Genomic DNA, 17,317 nt, shown 5'->3' with positions numbered 1-17,317 from the left:
TGTGCGAGATAGTGGAGATCGCGACATGTGATGCCGTTATAGATGAAAGTTGTTTGTAATGAAAGTGGAGATTTTTACTGAGGCCTTTCATTCGTGTTCCGATGAAAGGTCAGGCTGGCGGGAGCGCGCCAGGTGGCGCGCCGTAGAGGGGCTGGTGGGGAGTGAGGAGCGGCCTGCTGACTGGCTCACCCTCGCGCTGCAATCTCCTTTTTCCACCCGGCGATGATCTTTGCCGCGAGCGCGTTGTAGTCGCCGTCGAAGTGATGGCTGCCGTTCGTCTTCACGAGCTCGATGCCCGTGTTCGCCAGCGCTGGGCAAAGCGTTTCTTTTTCGTCGGCGCCATAGACGCATTGCACGATCGCGGGCGGCACCTTCGCGAGTTCCGGGCGCACCTGCAGCGCCTTGTCGCTCGCGGGCATGCCGAGCCAGCCCGTCACGCGAATCTGGAAGTCCGCATCGGGCGCGAAGCCGAGCAGCGACATGTACGACACCTTCGCGCGCAGCGCATCGGGCAGTCGGTTGTAGGCGAACGGCATCACGTCCGCGCCGAACGAATAGCCCACGAGCGCGATGTGCTTCACGTGCCAGCGCGCGGTATAGGTGTTGAGCACGCGCGCGAGATCGTGGCTCGTCTGCGCGGGCGTCTTCTCGCTCCAGAAGTAGCGCAGCGCATCCCAGCCGATCACCGAAACCCCCTGTTTTTGCAGGGCTTCCGCGATGGTTTTGTCGAGATCGCGCCAGCCGCCGTCGCCGGAAATCACGACCGCGAGCATGTCGGTCGGATGCGCCGCAGGCAGCTCGACGAGCGGCAGGTCCGACACGTCTTCCTCGCTTTCCGTCTGCACGCGCAGATGCGGTGAGGTGAGCGCGACGAGCTTCTCGGCATCGGTGAGATTCGCGGCAAATGTGTGCGGCTTCGCGTTGGTTGAAGAGGTCGTGCTAACAACTGTTGCGCTCGTCGAGGCCGGCGATTTCGTTGCGCTAGCAACTGTCGTCGCGCCTTGTTCGAAGAAGCCGGGCAGGCCCTTGCCGCGCGACAGCGTGGGGTCGGCGGGGCAGGGGGCGAAGCGCGCGTCGAGCTTCGCGGCGGGATCGAGCGACACCGCGCCCGCCATCGTGTTCGCGGGCGCCTGCGAGAGCATGCGTTGCGCGATGAGCGCGCCTTCGCCGCTGCCGATCGCGATCGGCGCGAAATACTGGTTCGACGCTTGCTGGCGCTCGAGCTGGTGGCTGAGCGCTTCTGCATCGCTGTAGAGCTTGTGGCAGGTCTCGTCCTTCACTGCCGCGAGATTGGCGGCGTAGCGCGCCGTGTCCACGCCCACGACCAGGGCGCCGTGTTGCGCGAGGGCGTCGGCGCGCGTCTGGTCTGCTGCGTTCCAGTGCTCGCCCGCCGAGAACAGCACGGTAAAGCCGCGCATCGCGCCGGCGGGTTTCGTCACGGCGACATCGCCATAGCGGCCGCCCGAGACGTGCGCGGGCGCGGTGTGCGACGGCGCCGGAGCGCTTGCCTGAGCAGCGTTGGCCTGAACCGCGCAGAGCGCGAGCAAGGCTGCGCCCGCCGCGGCGCCGGCGAGGCGCGGCAGCGAGAGAATACGAAGAGTCATGAGCGCCAGCCTCCTGCCAGCAACGAAAGATCCGCGAGGGTGATGAACACGCTGATCGAGCCCGACGCGGCCAGATAGCGCGGTTCCCAGCGCGGCGCGAACTTGTTCTTGAAGCCGCGCAGCCCCCGGAAGTTGTAGAACTTGCCGCCGAAACGCCAGATCAGCCCGGCAAGGCGGTGCCACGACGAAGCGAGCGGCGTCGGCGCCATGCCGGCGAGCGGCGCCATGCCGAGCGAGAGCGATTGATAGCCGGCGCCCTTCAGATGCAGCGCGAGTTGCGTGAACAGATACTCCATCGCATAGGACGAGGCGCCCGGCAGATGGCGCATGACGCCGACCGTCGCATCGGTGTTGAGGTCGGTCGTCATGAAGGTCACGAAGGCGAGCGGCGCGCCGTTCTGGCGCACGAGCAGCACGTGTTGCGCGGCGAGATAGTCGTCGTCGAATGCGGCCACCGAGAAGCTCTTTTCGCGCACGTCGCGCTCTTCGAGCCACGCGTCGGAGATCGTGCGCAGCACCGGCAGGCTGTCGCTCATCCGTGCCGGATCGATGTGCTCGAACGTGAAGCCGTCGCGTTCGCCGCGCTTGAGCGCATAGCGCAGATGCGCGCGCTGCGGGCCCTTGAGATCGAACTCCTTGAGCATCACGCGCGCTTCCTCGCCGAGCTTCATCAGCGTGAGACCGGCGTCGAGATAGAGCGGCAGGGCGTCGGCGCGCACCTGATAGAACGCGGCGCGGCCGCTGTGCGCGTGCGCGAGCGAGACGAATTCGCGGATCAGCGCGGGCCATTCTTCGCGCGGACCCACCGGGTCATGCAGCGCGGCCCACGTGCGTCCGCGCTTCGCGTACATGAGGAAGGCGTTGCGCGAGGACGAGAACAGGAAGCTCTTGTCGCCCATCAACGCGAGGCCCGCGTCGCTGCGTTCCTGCGCGCGCACGATGCGCGCGGCTTCGGCCAGATCCTCGCTCGCGGGTATCACAAAACGGCCCGCGGCGGGGCGCAGCAACTGCCACAACGCGAGCGCCGCCGCGAACACGCCCGCGCCGAGCGTCGCGCGCAGTGCACGCGGTGCGCGTTCGTCGAAGGCGAATTGCCACCAGAGATGCTGCGAGTACTCGACATCGCGGAACGCGAAGAACAACACCCACACGGCGAGTGCGATCACGCAGCCCACCGAGGCGAGCCAGGCGGGCGTAAAGGGCTCGGCGAACAGCGACGAATGACGGTTGAAGCGTTGGCGCGTGACCAGCAGGAGCACGATCAGCACGCACAGCACACCCGCTTCGACGAATGCGAGACCCTTGGTGAGCGAGAGCGCGAGGTTGGCGACAGCGAGCATGAGCGCGAGCCACCAGGCGGCGTCGAGGCGGCGCAACAGGCCGCGCGCGACGAACAGCAGCAGCACGCCGAACAGGCTGCCGAGCAACTGCGAGCTTTCGAGTACCCAGAGCGGAATGAAATTCTGCAGGAGCTCGATGCGATGAGTGAACGCGGGCGTGGCGCCCGAGATCACGAGCATGCTGCCGGTCACGAAGGTGACGATGGCGAGAAACAGCGGAGCGAGCTGCGAGACGCCATGGACGCCGCGCCTCGCGAAATCCGTGTTGAGCGGATTCTTGAGTGCGCGCCCTTCGAATGCCGCGAGCAGCGCGGCCGAAAGCGCGAGCGGTGCGCCGAAATAGATCGCGCGATAGGCGAGCAGCGCGGCGAACACCTTGGGGCCCGGCACGCTCGCGCCGAGCGCGAACACCATCGCGGCTTCGAACACGCCGATGCCGCCGGGCGTGTGGCCGATCAGGCCGAGCAGCAGGGCGGCGGTATAGACGGTCAGGAACTCGGCAAAGCCGATATGCGCGTGCGGCATCACCGACCAGAGCGCGAGACCGGCGCCCGCCACGTCGAGTGCCGCGAGCAGCAATTGCGCAACGAGGTCGCGGCGCGCGGGCACCGCGAAGCGCAGCCAGGCGCGCTTGAGCGGCTCGATTTCGCGCGCCTCGCCGGGGCAGGCCGCGATGAGCGCGGCGCCGAGCGCGAGCACGACGCCGCCGATCCAGCGCAGCGCCTCGGGCGAGAGGTGCAGCAGACCGGAAAGCGTATCGGCGGCGCCCACCATGCCGAGCGCGGTCATGAGCGCGAGGGCGAGCGCGAGCGTGACGCTCGTGAACACCGTCATGCGGCCGATCTGCGCGGCCGTGACGCCCGCGCCGCCATAGACGCGGCAGCGCACGGCGCCGCCCGTGAGCGCGCCGAAGCCGGTGACGTTGCCGAGCGCCGAGCCGGCGATGGCGCCCACCCAAAGCGCGCCGCGCGAGACATGCGCACCGAGGTAGCGCAGGCCGACCGCGTCGCGCCCGACCAGCGCGACGAAGCTGACGGCGGTGGCGCCGAGCGCGCCGGTCCATTGCGCCGGGCTCAGGCGCCAGAGCTGACGAATCACCGAGCGGTAGTCGACGGACTGCGAGAGGTGCTGAAACACCAGCAGCAAAAGCGCGCAGATGCCGATGGCGAGGGCCGGCGCCACGAAGCGCTGCAAACGCAACGCGCGGGCGCGGCGGCGCAGCGCCACGGCGGCGGCGCGCGCAATGCGCGAAGGAGGCGATTCAAACATGGGTTGGCCTGGCGATTCTCCGATGCCGCCTTGGCGCCGTGGCCGGCGTCTTCAGGGGCGGCATCGCGTGTTGTTTGTTAGGGTGGTCCGGCGGCTGGCCGTTGCGGCTTGCAGCGCAAGGGGCCGTAGCGGGGGGAGCCGTAGCAGCAAGCCGTGGCAGCTTGCCAAAACGTAAACGTTTGGTAATGACTGTAAAGCTGGAAACGCATGGGGCGACCTGGTGGTTGACCCGTGCCGCAAGAAACCTCGGAAACCTCGGAAACCTCGAACGAACGCTGAAGCGAAACGCAAACGGGACCGGATGATTTTTAAAAGATCGCCGCTGCGAACGTAACAGTGCGATGCGCGCGACTTTACCTGAGTTTGCCCGAGCACTTTTGCTTGAGGATTCGACGCGGATGTCTTTGAAAACCCTGACGGATCCCAAGCTCCGGACACGGACGGTCGCGCTGCAACGGGCGCCCGGCCCGCCATTGTGTCGCCGCGCGACACAATGATTTACGGCTGCGCGGGACTTTTTCTGAAACCGTTGTTACCAATTCGAGACACGCTTTTTAATTCTTTTACTTCGCGTGTCCGTGGAGGTAGTCTGATTCGATCACGTGCTGTTTGACTGCGGAAGTTTGACTGCGCCGGGAGAAAGACGTGAACAGACTCGCCCTGACTTCGCTTTCGTTCGTCACGCTCGGCGCCGCCAGCGTGGCGCATGCACAGACCAGTGTCACGCTGTACGGCACCATCGACACTTCCCTCACCTACGTCAATCACGCAAACGGCAATAAAAATCTCTGGGCGCTCGGCAACAGCAGCTTCGGCAATCTCTCGGGCTCGCGCTGGGGCTTGAAGGGCGCCGAGGATCTGGGCGGCGGCCTCAAGGCCATTTTCCAGTTGGAGAGCGGCTTTAATCCGTCGACCGGCCGATTGGGCCAAGGCGGCCGGTTGTTCGGCCGCCAGGCTTACGTAGGCCTGACGGCGGCGCAATACGGTTCGCTCACGCTCGGACGCCAATATGACCCGCTGATCGACCTCGTGCAGGGCATCACCGCAGACAATTACTTCGGCTCGGTCTTCGCGACCCCCGGCGACGTCGACAATTACGACAACAGCTTCCGCGTCAACAATGCCGTCAAGTACACCACGCCGGTGTGGAACGGCCTGCAGGCCGCCGCCATGTACTCGTTCGGCGGCATCGCGGGTTCCACCGGCTCCGAACAGTCGTATTCGGCGGCCGTGGCCTACAACAACGGCCCCATTTCGCTGGCGGGCGGCTACTTCTACGCGGCCAATAGCCAAGCCGCCATCGGCATTCGCACCACCGGTTGGAACAGCACCTCGGACGGCACCTTCGACGGTCCCATCAACGGCGGCTATGCGAGCGCTCACTCACTTTCCATCGCGCGGGCGGCGGCGCAGTACTCGCTCGGCCTGTTTACGTTCGGTCTCGGCTACAGCAACGCGCAATACGCGCCAGACGCGAGTTCCGTGTTCCGCAGCACTGAGAAATACAATACGGGCCAGGGTTTCGTGAACTATCAACTGAGCCCGGTGTTCCTGCTCGGCCTCGGCTACAGCTATACGCATGCCAATGGCGACACGAGCGCGAATTACCACCAGGTGTCGATCGGTGCGGACTACAGCCTCTCGAAGCGCACCGACGTCTACATGACCGCGGGCTGGCAGCACGCGAGCGGCGACCAGGGCGACGGCGTGGGCGGCTCGATGCCGGCCGAAGCGTCGATCGGCTCATACGGCTATAACGGAACGGCGACGCAGACCATGTTCAATCTGGGCCTGCGGCACAAATTCTGAGCGCGCTGGCGCGCTGCGTTTTGCGTTTGCGCCGTGCTAGACGTATGACGTTTCGTGAAGGCCGGGCGCGCCATGTGGGTGGCGCGTCCGGCCTTTTTGCCTCGCGGTGTGGGGAAGCGGCACTCGCCTGCGCTGCAAGGGGGCGCTCTCGGCGCTCTCGGCGGTCGAGCCAGTGGAGCCAGTGGAGCCAGTGGAGCCAGTGGAGCCAGTGGGGCCGGTCGAGCCGGCCGGCGCCGCTAACCCGTGAGACGCACCGCGAGCAACGCGAGCCGGCTGGCGCAGCGCCCGCCTGCGCGCCGCACAGCCGCAAACGGCGGCCGCCATGCGCTCGTGAGCGTCACGCGGGCGGCGGCGCTCTCGCCGTCCGCGCTAAGCCAGAGGCGTTCGCCGCGGTAGACCCGCAGCGTTTCGCCCGGGTTCAGCCAATGGTCGTAGGGCGAACGCGCACGCGTGAGCCAGATGCGCGCGCCGTAGACGCGCAGCGTGCTGTCCGCGCGCACGCGCCAGGTGAACGTCCCGGTCGCGGGCACGGCAAAGTGGATCGACAGGGCCGGCAGCGCATCGTCGTGTATAAGGGCGCCGGAGGCGCTGTCTTGATCGGCCTGCTGCGAAGCGAAATCCATCGTGTTCTCCATGATGAGGAGCCGACGGACGGGGCACTGCCACTACCACCCAAAAAACAACAGCCCCGTCGATGCCGGCGGGGCTGTGTGATTTGCGTAACGACAGACTGAACTACCTGAATTGCTCGTCCGCACACCTTCCCCGTGCCATGCCATTGGGCATATGCCACGGGTGATTCATCGCGTTCGCGTGGATGAAAGAGGTGGAGGTGTGCATGCGTCGAGTGTGCGGGGCGCGTGTGGGCACTGTCAACAAGATTTGTAGGACGAGTCGCCATTTGGGGTAGGCATGCACGTGGGAATGCGCTGCCGGACCTGCCGCGGACACTTCGGTTTTGCCCTTGGTCTGTCATCCCGCCCCTTGCCGCGCGCGACGGTTTCCTTCAGGATGGAATTTTTTCCACGCGGAACGATTTCGGAGGCCTTCTGGCGTCCGAAATGGGACGCTTAGTGGCGGGACGCCTTCGCCGGCGTGCCGCTTTCGAATCTGTGCCAGAGGGGGGAGCCATAGAGAAAGGTGATAACGGTATTCGTATTTGATATATCACATACGAAATATTGATTTTTGTCGCGATGCAGCATATGATTGAGTCATTCGATGATTCAACTTTGCGGAGCTTCAAATGGATTTCATCTTTCTCTCGCTTCTTGGCTTGGCGGTTGTCGGCTTAGGCACGGCAGCAACGGTTATGATCGCGCAGTGGCTGCCGCAGTCGGCCATCGAACAGGCGGTCCAACATAGCCGTTTTGCCGGTCTCGGCGAGGCGCCGCGCGCAATGCTGGACTTGCCCGCGCAGCGTCGCCCGCTGGTCGGCGTGCAGGTTGTTAAAGAGGCAATGAATGTCGTCAGAACACACTGAAGCAGTCGTCACCCGGGACGCCGCGCCACTCAAGCTGGCGCTGCAGCCCATCAACGCGACCCTGAGCCTGCGCGATCAGGCTTATGCGATGTTGCGTCAGGCTATCGCCGACGCCGATATCTATCAGACGCACGAAGAAATCCGGCTGGACGAGCGCGTGTTGAGCGAAACGCTCGGCGTGAGCCGCACACCGGTACGCGAGGCCATGACGCTGCTGGAGCAGGAAGGCTTCCTGCGCATGGTGCCGCGCCGTGGCATCTATATCGTGCGCAAGAGCAAGCGCGAGATCGTCGAGATGGTCCAGATGTGGGCTGCGCTCGAAAGCATGGCCGCGCGTCTGGCGACGACCAACGCCACGGACGAAGAAATCGCGAAGCTGCGTCACATGTTCGACGACTTCCGCGACAGTACGCCGGCCGAGCATATCGCCGAGTACTCGGACGCCAATATCGCGTTCCATCAGGCGATCGTCGAGCTTTCGAAGTCGCAGTTGATCCTCGAGACGATCAAGAACATCTTCGTGCATGTGCGCGCGATCCGGCGCATGACGATCTCGCAGAGCGATCGTGCATCGCGCTCGATCGTCGATCATCTGCGCATTATCGAGGCGCTAGAGAAGCGCGATACCGAACTCGCGGAGCGACTCGTGCGCCAGCATTCGCTCGATCTCGCTGCGTACATCGAGAAGCATTGCGATTTCCTCGACTGAGCGCGGCAAGGCAGTTATCCGCTTGAAAAGCGGGAGACCTGATGGGGTCTCCCGCTTTTTTGTTTGTGCGGCGGGTTTTTGGTGGGCTTTGATAGCCGCTGCCGGGTGAGGTTGGACGAGACTTTATGCGCATCAAGGTGAGGCATCGTCCAATCTCGAACACCAAATCTGAAATATCTCACCACTATCGACTCGGGGTTTTCCCTTGCTCGTGATTCGCTAAAAGCGCATAAATCCCTTGAAAGCCACGCCAGGTATGGCCTCTGGCTCATTCGACCTGCATTGGCTCTCGGTAAATTCCCTCTTGCTTCGCTGTGATATATCACATACTGTATTGAGCAAGGACGCAGCAAAAGCAGCAACCCGCGCGGACGCCCACAGGCGCCCCCGCAGTCCACAGATTTTTCGAAACTCGCCCGGCCACGACTAACCAAGGGAGACATGACATGGGCAAGGCACTGGATGGCGTGCGTATTCTCGATTTCACGCACGTGCAGTCGGGTCCGACCTGCACACAACTGCTGGCATGGTTTGGCGCCGACGTCATCAAGGTAGAGCGCGCCGGCTCCGGCGACATCACGCGCGAGCAGTTGCGTGATATCCCCGATGCGGACAGCCTGTACTTCACGATGCTCAACGGCAACAAGCGTTCGGTCACGCTCGACACGAAGAATCCGCAGGGCAAGCGCGTGCTCGAACGGATGATCCGCGACTGCGACGTGCTCGTCGAAAACTTCGCGCCCGGCGCGCTGGAACGCATGGGCTTCAGCTGGGAGCACATCCAGACGCTCAATCCGCGCATGATCGTCGCTTCCGTGAAGGGCTTCGGCCCGGGGCCCTACGAGGACTGCAAGGTCTACGAGAACGTCGCGCAATGCGTGGGCGGCGCCGCCTCCACCACGGGCTTCGACGACGGCCCGCCGGTGGTTTCCGGCGCGCAGATCGGCGACAGCGGCACGGGTCTGCATCTCGCGCTCGGCATCGTCACGGCGCTGTATCAGCGCACGCACACCGGGCGCGGCCAGAAGGTGCTGGCCGCCATGCAGGACGGCGTGCTCAACCTGTGCCGCGTGAAATTGCGCGACCAGCAGCGGCTCGATCGCAACGGCGTGATGAAGGAGTACCCGCAGTACCCGAACGAGAGCTTCGGCGACGCCGTGCCGCGCGCGGGCAACGCCTCGGGTGGCGGTCAGCCGGGCTGGATTCTCAAGTGCAAAGGCTGGGAGACCGATCCGAACGCGTACATCTATTTCATCGCGCAGGCGCCCGTGTGGGACCGCATCTGCAAGCTGATCGGCCGCGAGGAATGGATCGATGACCCGCTCTACGCCACGGCCAATGCGCGCTTGCCGCATCTCAAGGAGATCTTCGCCGAGATCGAGCACTGGACCATGCATCGCACCAAGTTCGAAGTGATGGCCGTGCTCAATCGTCAGAACATTCCGTGCGGTCCAATTCTCTCGATGAAGGAGATTGCCGCCGACGACTCGCTGCGCGCAACCGGCACGATCGTCGAGGTCGACCATCCCGTGCGCGGCAAGTACCTCACGGTCGGCAACCCGATCAAGCTCTCGGACAGCCCCACCGAGGTCACGCGCTCGCCGCTTCTGGGCGAGCACACGGACGAAGTGCTTGCCGAATTCGGCTATAGCGCGATGGACATCCGTTCACTGCGCGCTTCGGGCGCGATCTGAACGACGCCGCGGACCGCCGTATGAAGGTGTGGCGAAGGTGCGAAGCGGCACGCGAAGATCGATGCGGGCGCAACCATGCGCCCGTGCCCATGAACGACTGAATCTTTGAACCGATGGACTGCGCGGTACAGGCGTGCCGCGCGCCACGCAACGATGGAGCGAAGCATGGACACATGGATGCGCTTGATGGCGAACGACGGCAGTATCGTGTTCGGACGCGTAGAAGATGGTTACCTGCACGAATACGAAGGGCTCGATCAACCGGTGCCCACGGGCGCGGTGCTCTCGCTGCGCACACTCACGCCGCTCGCGCCGTGCGCGCCGGGCAAGGTCGTGGCGCTCTGGAACAATTTTCATGCGCTTGCGCTGAAGCTCGAAAAGCCGGTTCCAGAGCATCCTCTCTTTTTGATCAAGCCGGCGGAGTCGGTGATCGGATCGGGCGTGCCGATCCGGCGTCCGGCCCACTATTCGGGAAAAATTGTTTTCGAAGGCGAGCTTGGCATCGTGATCGGCAAGCGTTGCCGCAATGCGAGTCTTGCTGAAGCCGAGGACGCGATCTTCGGCTACACGATCGTCAACGACGTGACCGCTGCGGGCCTGCTTGCCGAAAATCCGCACTTCCCTCAATGGTGCCGCGCCAAAGGTTTCGATACATTTTGTTGCCTGGGCCCGGCTATCGTTTCGGGGCTCGATTGGAGCAACGAGCGCGTCGTGACGCGACTGGACGGCGTGGAGCGGCAGAACTATCGGCTCGACGACATGGTGTTCACGCCCGCGCAGCAAGTGAGCCTGATTTCGCAGGATCTCACGCTCGAACCGGGCGACGTGATCGCATGTGGGACGTCGCTGGGCGTGGGCTCGATCGGCGACGGCGCGACGGTCGAGGTCACCATCGAAGGTATCGGCACGCTGGTGAACACGCTGGGCTCGCGATCGGGCGACACGCAGGATCCGGCGCGCGCAGGCCGCGAGCGCGAGTCGGCCACGAGTGCTTAAGAGGTTGTTAAGCGGCTCTTAAGAGATCGTGCAAGAAACTATGTAGCAGTTGTACGGCAGGTTGTTGTAGCAGGGGGACAAGCCGGAACGGACAGGAGAGCCGCGCGATGCACGACGTGACGCATCGCGCGGCTTGACTCTCGACCGGGGCGCAAAACAAGTGTGCGCCGCAGCAGGCATTCGAAGCGCGAACTATTACGTGCGCGGCATGAGTGCCGCGCACGAGGAGGAGAGATGCCGGAGCAACTGGCGGGCGACGTCGCATGGCTGGCGGGCAGCCTGCTGTTCGCGTGGCTCGCGTGTGCGATTGCACAACTGGCGGCGCTCGCGCCAGCGTGGGCGCGGCGCGCCCCGGTGCGCGCGAAGCCGCGCTGCAAGCTTGCGCGCGAGGTGAAGCCGCGGGTGCGCAACGCGCTCGCCATATCGTTCGCACTACTGTTGATGCTGCCGCCGGGCTTGCTGGCGGCGCTCGTTGCATATCGGCCCGATGCGCTCGCCGCTGCGCAATGTGGCGCGCTTGCCGGATTATGGCTGGGCGCGCGGCACGACCTCGCGAGGCACGCGCGGGCGACCGCCATCGCGGGTTGCAGCGTGGGCGCGGTGTCCATTTGCGTCTGCCTTGCCGGTTTTCTGCTGCTGCCTGTGCTACCCGCTTCCGGGCGCGCTGCGCTTTACGTCACGGCAACGCTCGGCGCGCTGCTCACAGGCGCCGCTACGAACGCATTCGTATCCGGTGCAAGCAGCGGCGCGAGCATGAGTGAGCGCCGCCGCTTGCCGTTCCGGCCGGGCGATCGCGTAGTGCATGCCATTGCGTTCGTTTTGTTCGCGATACTGGGCTACGGTTTTGCCGCGGTGCATATTCTGTCCTCGGACGAACTCGGGCTCTCCGTACTCGTGGCCGCCTGCGTGCTTGCCGCCGCGTTCGGCGTGCGTCTCATGGGCGGTGCGCGTGGTCGTGTCGCGCCGCGTCCGGGCATCGTGCGTGTATCCGCCGGTGAGCAGACCAACGCGTTTTCGCATATTGCGTCGAAATCGCCTGTGCTAGCGCGCTTCGCGGGCGTGCCGGGCGAATGGCTCGTGGCGGCGTGCGGGCGCGCTGCGCTCGAACCCGCGAGCCTCGACATATGGCTGGCAGACTGCGACCTGCCCAGCGAGACGCCGCGCACGTTGCACCATGCCTCGCAGGATCTACCGCGCCGCCGGCGCGATCGCAGCCGCTATGGCGCGCTCAGGCTGCGCCAGGGGCTGCACTGAAGTCACTCATCCAACGATTCGGGGAAGGGCGCTGCATTGATTCGCACCCCGTTGCAACGGCGTTTGCCGGCGATGGGCGCGAACGATTAGTGGTGCCTGATGGATCCGCGCGGATTTATTCAATTTTATTTATGCAACGACGACTCTGAGACACGTGTGATGTTCTCGATGAGCTGCTCGCCTTCCTCGAGAAGGAAGCGCTTGAACGCGAGCGCGACGGGCGGCAGGCGCTTGTTTTTGCGGTGCACGAGGTACCAGTTGAGCATGACCGGAAAGCCTTCGACGTCGAGCACGGTGAGGTGTCCGACCTGCAATTCGAGGCTGATCGTATGCGCGGAGAGAAATGCGATGCCCATGCCGGCGATCACGGCCTGCTTGATCGTCTCGGTGCTCTGGATCTCCATCGCGATCTTCAGGTTCGTGATCTTGCCTGCAAACCCTTCTTCCATCGAATTCCACGTGTCCGAGCCGCGTTCGCGCACGATGAAGGCTTCGTTCGCGAGCGTGCTGAGCTTGATGCCGCGCTTGTTCGCAAGCGGGTGCGTGGGTGCCGCCACGATCACATAAGGGTGGGGTGCGAATACTTCGTTGATGGCGTCGGTCGCGTGCGGCGGGCGCACCATGACCGCGAGATCGGTCTGGTTGGTCGAGAGCTGCTGCAGCAATTGCTCGCGGTTGTGCACCGAGAGATTGAGCTGCACGCCCTTGTAGCGCCGCGTGAATTCGGCGAGCAGGCGCGGAAAGAAGTAGTCGCCCGCGCTGATCACGGCCACGTTGAGCTTGCCGCCGGAGACGCCCTTCAACTGGCTCATGGCCTCGTCGACTTCATGGAACTGCTGAATGATCGTGCGGCTGTAGTGCAGCATCTCCGTGCCGGCAGGCGTGAGATAGATCTTCTTGCCGAGCTGTTCGAAGAGCGGGAGGCCCGCATGGTCTTCGAGCTGCCGGACTTGCGTGGAGACCGCAGGCTGCGTGAGATGAAGCTCTTCGGCGGCACGCGAAAAACTGAGGTGGCGCGCCACGGTCTCGAAGACTTTCAACTGGCGCAGCGTGGCGTTTCGCATGGTCATGACTGATCCATAAAGGATACTGAATCAACATAATAACAAACTTTAATTATGAGTAATCGAGTAATCACCCTAGCATGAGTTGAAAGGCGTTCGAATGCCGTGAATTAGATGCGGGTTAACGCCTGGATTGATCAAAAAAGGCGTTTTTTTAGCGGGAAAACCCGAATCTCAAAGCGTGGTGACCGGACTTCTCAGGCGCTTCATGAATTCGTGGAATGAAAGGGGAATTACGTATTTTCACTCGATTTTTTGTGTGCTGAATCCAATAAGAATAAGCAGTAAGCAAGGATGGATCGAAAGACCATAAGATGAAATTTATGCAAGCCGGAAAAACGGCTGCAATCCGTGAATGGATAGTGGAGACAACCGAGATGAATGCAATCAGTCAGAAGGGCGAGGGCGGTCCGTTTTGGACGAACCGCTGGGGTCAACTGGTATTGGGCATGCTATGCATGGCCCTCGTTGCCAATCTGCAGTACGCGTGGACGCTCTTCGTCGCGCCCATGAACGCTCGCCATCACTGGGGGCAAGCCTCCATTCAGCTGGCGTTTTCCATCTTCATCCTGACTGAAACCTGGCTCGTGCCGATCGAAGGCTGGCTCGTCGACAAGTTCGGTCCGCGCCCGGTCGTCATGGGCGGCGCCGTATGTGCGGGCCTCGCCTGGGTGATTTACTCGTATGCGGACACGCTGCCGATGCTCTATGTAGGGTCGGTGCTCGCCGGCCTCGGCGCGGGCGGCGTGTACGGCACCTGCGTGGGCAACGCGCTCAAGTGGTTCCCGGACCGTCGCGGCCTGGCGGCAGGCCTGACCGCCGCGGGCTTCGGCGCGGGCGCGGCCGTCACGGTGATTCCGATTGCGAACATGATTTCGCGTTCGGGCTACGAGCACACGTTCTTCTTCTTCGGCATCTTGCAGGGCGTGGCGATTTTCATCCTCGCGCTGCTGCTCGTGAAGCCTGCGCCGCGCGCCGCGATGGCGGTGGGCCGCCGCCTCGTTTCGCGTGTCGACTACACACCGGGGCAGATGGTCAGGCAGCCGGTATTCTGGGTCATCTACGTGGCATTCGTTGCCGTCGCCGCGGGCGGCCTGATGGCGACTGCCGAGATCGGCCCGATCGCCAAGGACTGGGGCCTCGCCCGCATGCCGATGACCGTGTTCGGCGCGACGCTGCCGCTGCTCACGCTCACGCTCTCGATCGACAGCATCTGCAACGGCTTCACGCGTCCGTTGTGCGGCTTCGTCTCCGACAAGATCGGCCGTGAGAACGCCATGTTCTTCATCTTCGTGGGTGAAGGCCTCGCGCTGCTCGGCATGATGCAGTACGGCACGAACCCGTATGCGTTCATGACGTTCGCCGCGCTCATCTTCCTCTTCTGGGGCGAGATCTTCTCGATCTTCCCGGCGATCTGTGCAGACACCTTCGGCAGCAAGTACGCCGCCGCCAACGCGGGCACGCTCTATACCGCGAAGGGCACTGCCGCGCTGCTCGTGCCGGTGGCCTCCGTGCTCTCCGCAGCGGGTGGCTGGAGCGCCGTGTTCATCGTCGCAGCGATCATCACGATCGCGGCGGGTGTGAGCGCCAAGTTCATCCTCGCGCCAATGCGTCACCGCCTGATCGAGCGCAGCGACGAGCACTCCACCACGCTCGCTGCAAATCCGGCCGGCGGCCTGCAGACCGGCGAATGAGCGGCGAACGCTGACACGGCCATGGCGATGAATGTTTCGCTCCAGCAACTCAAGGTATTCGTCGCGGTGGCGCGTGAGCGCAGCTTCACGCGCGCCGCGCGCGAATTCGGGCTCACGCAGTCGGCGGTGAGCCGCTGCGTGCGCGATCTCGAAGAGGCGATCGATCTGAAGCTCTTCGATCGCACGACGCGCCAGGTCGAGCTCACGCTCGCGGGCAGCGGCTTCGAGCGGCGCATCGGGCGCCTGCTCGACGAAATCGACATGGCCTTGAACGAAGGCCGCGACGCGCACCAGGAACATAGCGGCGTCGTACTCGTGGCGAGCAATCCGGCGCTGTCCTCAGGCTGGGTTCCCGCCGCGTTTGCGCGTTGTGCCGCGGCATTTCCTTCGCTTTCGCTGCAATTGCGGGACTTGCCGCAGGCCGCGGTCTTGCAGGCGGTCGAGCAGGGCGAAGCCGATTTTGGCGTGATTGCGGAAGCCATGCCGTTCGCGAGCGCCAATCTCGATGTGCAGCCGCTCGCGGCCACGCCGTTGTGCGCCGTGCTGCCCTCGCATCATCCGCTGGCGCTGCAAGGTGCGTTGCGCTGGGACGAACTGGCGCGCGAGCCGCTCGTCACGCTCAATCGCGATGCGGGCTGCCGTGGCGCGGTGATGCGCGCACTCCAGGGGCTGCGGCCCGAAGGGCGTCCTGTCCAGGAGCTCGCGCACGTCGAAGGCGTCGCGCGCATGGCGCAACTGGGCATGGGCATCGGCGTGCTGCCCATCAGCAGCGACGGCGCGCGTGCGACGCATGGCGACGCGGCGGCTGCGGCGTGTCACTGGCCGGTGCCGGCCGGGCCGCTCGTTGCGCGCGTGCTGCATCCCGTCGTGACGGTGAGCACGATGCTCGTGCGCCGCCGCAATCGTTCCTTGCGTCCTTGTGCTCAGGCAGCGTGGTCTCAGTTTGCTGCGGACAGCCACTTCGAGCAGAACCACGCTTCCGATCCGACCCACGATGTTCACGTCGCGCAGCGCTTCGAACGCGAAGCCACTGCGCTTGCGCGTATCGGTTGATTGCCGGTTGATTTTCGGTTGATTTTCGTCGGCGATTGGCGCAGGCCATGTCCTGAGCCAATCGCCGCGCGAGTCCACTTGATTCCTCGCGATTCCCCTCGATTCCCCTCGATTCGCCACGCGCTTCTCCGCGCGCATTTTCTTTCCCTCCGCGTTTCTCCAAAGCAGCAAAAGCTCCGGCGGTAAACGCAAAACGGGCCGCGCTTTTCGCGCGGCCCGTTCAACGCCCCTCTGTGTATTTTCAGGCTGCCTGTTGCGCCATGCGTTCACGTTGCTTGATGAGCGCGAGCACGGTGTCGATGGCGGGCGTGGCTTCGCCCACCAGTTGCCCCATTTCCTGCACGACGGTCAGCAGCGGATCGATCTCCATCGGCCGGCGCTGTTCCAGATCGACGAGCATCGAGGTCTTGTGCGCGCCCACCGCACCCGCGCCGTTGATGCGCCGCTCCACGTCCACGCGGAAATGCACGCCGAACTGCTCGGCAATGCGCTGCGCTTCGAGCATCATCGTGCGCGCGACGGAGCGCGTGGCCGGGTCTTGCGTGATGACGTCGAGCGTGGCGTGCGTGAGCGCGCTGATCGGATTGAAGCAGAGATTGCCCCACAGCTTGAGCCAGATTTCGTCGCGGATATTCTCGCGGATCGGCGCGTCGAAGCCGGCGGCCGTCATGATTTCATGAAGTTGCACGATGCGCGAGGTGCGCTCGCCCGAAGGCTCGCCAATGGGAAACTTCTTGCCGTACACATGGCGGATCACACCCGGCTCGTCGATCTCGGCGGCGGGGTAGAGCACGCAGCCGATCGCGCGCTCGGGCCCGAGACGCGTCCATTGCGAGCCGTCCGGGTCGATGCTTTCGAGCCGCGAGCCTTCGAACTTGCCGCCGTGGCGGTAAAAGTACCAGTAGGGAATGCCGTTGGTGCCCGTGACGATGGCGGTGTGCTTGCCGATCAGCGGCTGCATCGAGTCGATCACGCTCGCCACCGAATGCGCCTTGAGCGTGATGATCACCACGTCCTGCACGCCCAGCTCGCGCGGATCGTTCGTACAACGGACCTTTGCGACATATTCCTCGCCGTCCATCAAGAGCCGAGCACCGTGCTCGCGCATGGCGGCCAGATGCGGGCCACGTGCGATGAAGCTCACGTCGGCGCCCGCGCGGGCCATCTGCACGCCCATCATGCCGCCGATGGCGCCCGCTCCAAAGATGCAGATCTTCATATGGATTCCCCCAATGACGTTGAAAACCGCGTGTCCGCGAGTGCCGCACAAGTGACAGAGGTAAATCTGGCCACTCGCTGCACACGCAGACGATGGTTCGAGCATAGGGGCTGCCGTCGATTAACGACA

Annotated in this window: 13 protein-coding genes; 8 read left to right on the top strand and 5 right to left on the bottom strand. The window is 64.1% G+C overall.

Annotated features, from left to right (window positions below):
• Positions 1–185: 185 nt before the first annotated feature.
• Together L5014_RS13235 and mprF are read right to left on the bottom strand one after the other, a co-directional pair.
• Positions 186–1,604, bottom strand: a complete 1,419-nt coding sequence (locus L5014_RS13235) for a virulence factor family protein (protein ID WP_238464183.1) — start codon at positions 1,602–1,604, stop codon at positions 186–188.
• Positions 1,601–4,213 carry a bifunctional lysylphosphatidylglycerol flippase/synthetase MprF gene (gene mprF, locus L5014_RS13230; RefSeq protein ID WP_238464182.1) on the bottom strand — a complete coding sequence of 871 codons (2,613 nt, stop codon included), beginning with the start codon at positions 4,211–4,213 and terminating at the stop codon, positions 1,601–1,603. Before mprF ends, L5014_RS13235 begins: the two co-directional genes overlap by 4 nt.
• A 645-nt stretch (positions 4,214–4,858) precedes the next feature.
• Here mprF and L5014_RS13225 point away from each other — a divergent pair.
• Positions 4,859–6,022: a porin gene (locus L5014_RS13225; protein ID WP_238464181.1), complete on the top strand. Its 1,164-nt coding sequence runs from the start codon at positions 4,859–4,861 to the stop codon at positions 6,020–6,022.
• 236 nt (positions 6,023–6,258) lie between these two features.
• Here L5014_RS13225 and L5014_RS13220 read toward each other — a convergent pair whose 3' ends face one another.
• Positions 6,259–6,645: a DUF2917 domain-containing protein gene (locus L5014_RS13220; RefSeq protein WP_238464180.1), complete on the bottom strand. Its 387-nt coding sequence runs from the start codon at positions 6,643–6,645 to the stop codon at positions 6,259–6,261.
• Positions 6,646–7,268: 623 nt separating this feature from the next.
• Here L5014_RS13220 and L5014_RS13215 point away from each other — a divergent pair.
• The 5 genes from L5014_RS13215 (at position 7,269) to L5014_RS13195 (ending at position 12,158) form a co-directional block, all read left to right on the top strand.
• On the top strand, positions 7,269–7,505 hold the full coding sequence (locus tag L5014_RS13215; protein ID WP_238464179.1) for a hypothetical protein: 237 nt from the start codon (positions 7,269–7,271) through the stop codon (positions 7,503–7,505).
• Entirely contained in the window at positions 7,486–8,214 is a 729-nt protein-coding gene (locus tag L5014_RS13210; protein ID WP_238464178.1) for a GntR family transcriptional regulator, read from the top strand. The genes L5014_RS13215 and L5014_RS13210 overlap by 20 nt, the downstream gene beginning before the upstream one ends.
• A 446-nt stretch (positions 8,215–8,660) precedes the next feature.
• The gene (gene frc / locus L5014_RS13205; protein ID WP_238464177.1) at positions 8,661–9,908 is read left to right on the top strand and encodes a formyl-CoA transferase; all 1,248 of its coding nucleotides are present in this window, start codon (positions 8,661–8,663) and stop codon (positions 9,906–9,908) included.
• Between the two features lie 165 nt (positions 9,909–10,073).
• Positions 10,074–10,904: a fumarylacetoacetate hydrolase family protein gene (locus L5014_RS13200; protein ID WP_238464176.1), complete on the top strand. Its 831-nt coding sequence runs from the start codon at positions 10,074–10,076 to the stop codon at positions 10,902–10,904.
• Positions 10,905–11,138: 234 nt separating this feature from the next.
• A complete protein-coding gene (locus L5014_RS13195; protein WP_238464175.1) occupies positions 11,139–12,158 on the top strand; it encodes a hypothetical protein in 1,020 nt (339 codons plus the stop codon).
• Positions 12,159–12,283: 125 nt separating this feature from the next.
• Here the strand turns inward: L5014_RS13195 and L5014_RS13190 are convergent, their stop codons facing one another.
• Positions 12,284–13,228, bottom strand: coding sequence for a LysR family transcriptional regulator (locus L5014_RS13190; protein ID WP_238464174.1), 945 nt, complete (start codon positions 13,226–13,228; stop codon positions 12,284–12,286).
• Between the two features lie 371 nt (positions 13,229–13,599).
• On the opposite strand from L5014_RS13190, the gene oxlT reads away from it, so the two are divergent.
• Together oxlT and L5014_RS13180 are read left to right on the top strand one after the other, a co-directional pair.
• On the top strand, positions 13,600–14,916 hold the full coding sequence (gene oxlT, locus L5014_RS13185; protein WP_238464173.1) for an oxalate/formate MFS antiporter: 1,317 nt from the start codon (positions 13,600–13,602) through the stop codon (positions 14,914–14,916).
• Positions 14,917–14,943: 27 nt separating this feature from the next.
• Positions 14,944–15,969, top strand: coding sequence for a LysR family transcriptional regulator (locus L5014_RS13180; protein WP_238464233.1), 1,026 nt, complete (start codon positions 14,944–14,946; stop codon positions 15,967–15,969).
• Positions 15,970–16,210: 241 nt separating this feature from the next.
• Here the strand turns inward: L5014_RS13180 and L5014_RS13175 are convergent, their stop codons facing one another.
• Positions 16,211–17,188: a 2-dehydropantoate 2-reductase gene (locus tag L5014_RS13175; RefSeq protein WP_238464172.1), complete on the bottom strand. Its 978-nt coding sequence runs from the start codon at positions 17,186–17,188 to the stop codon at positions 16,211–16,213.
• Positions 17,189–17,317 lie beyond the last annotated feature (129 nt).

It is taken from the genome of Paraburkholderia tagetis, assembly GCF_022213065.1.
GTDB lineage: Bacteria > Pseudomonadota > Gammaproteobacteria > Burkholderiales > Burkholderiaceae > Paraburkholderia > Paraburkholderia tagetis.
Note: the sequence above shows the minus strand (reverse complement) of the source record. Positions and strands in the feature narration are given on the sequence as shown.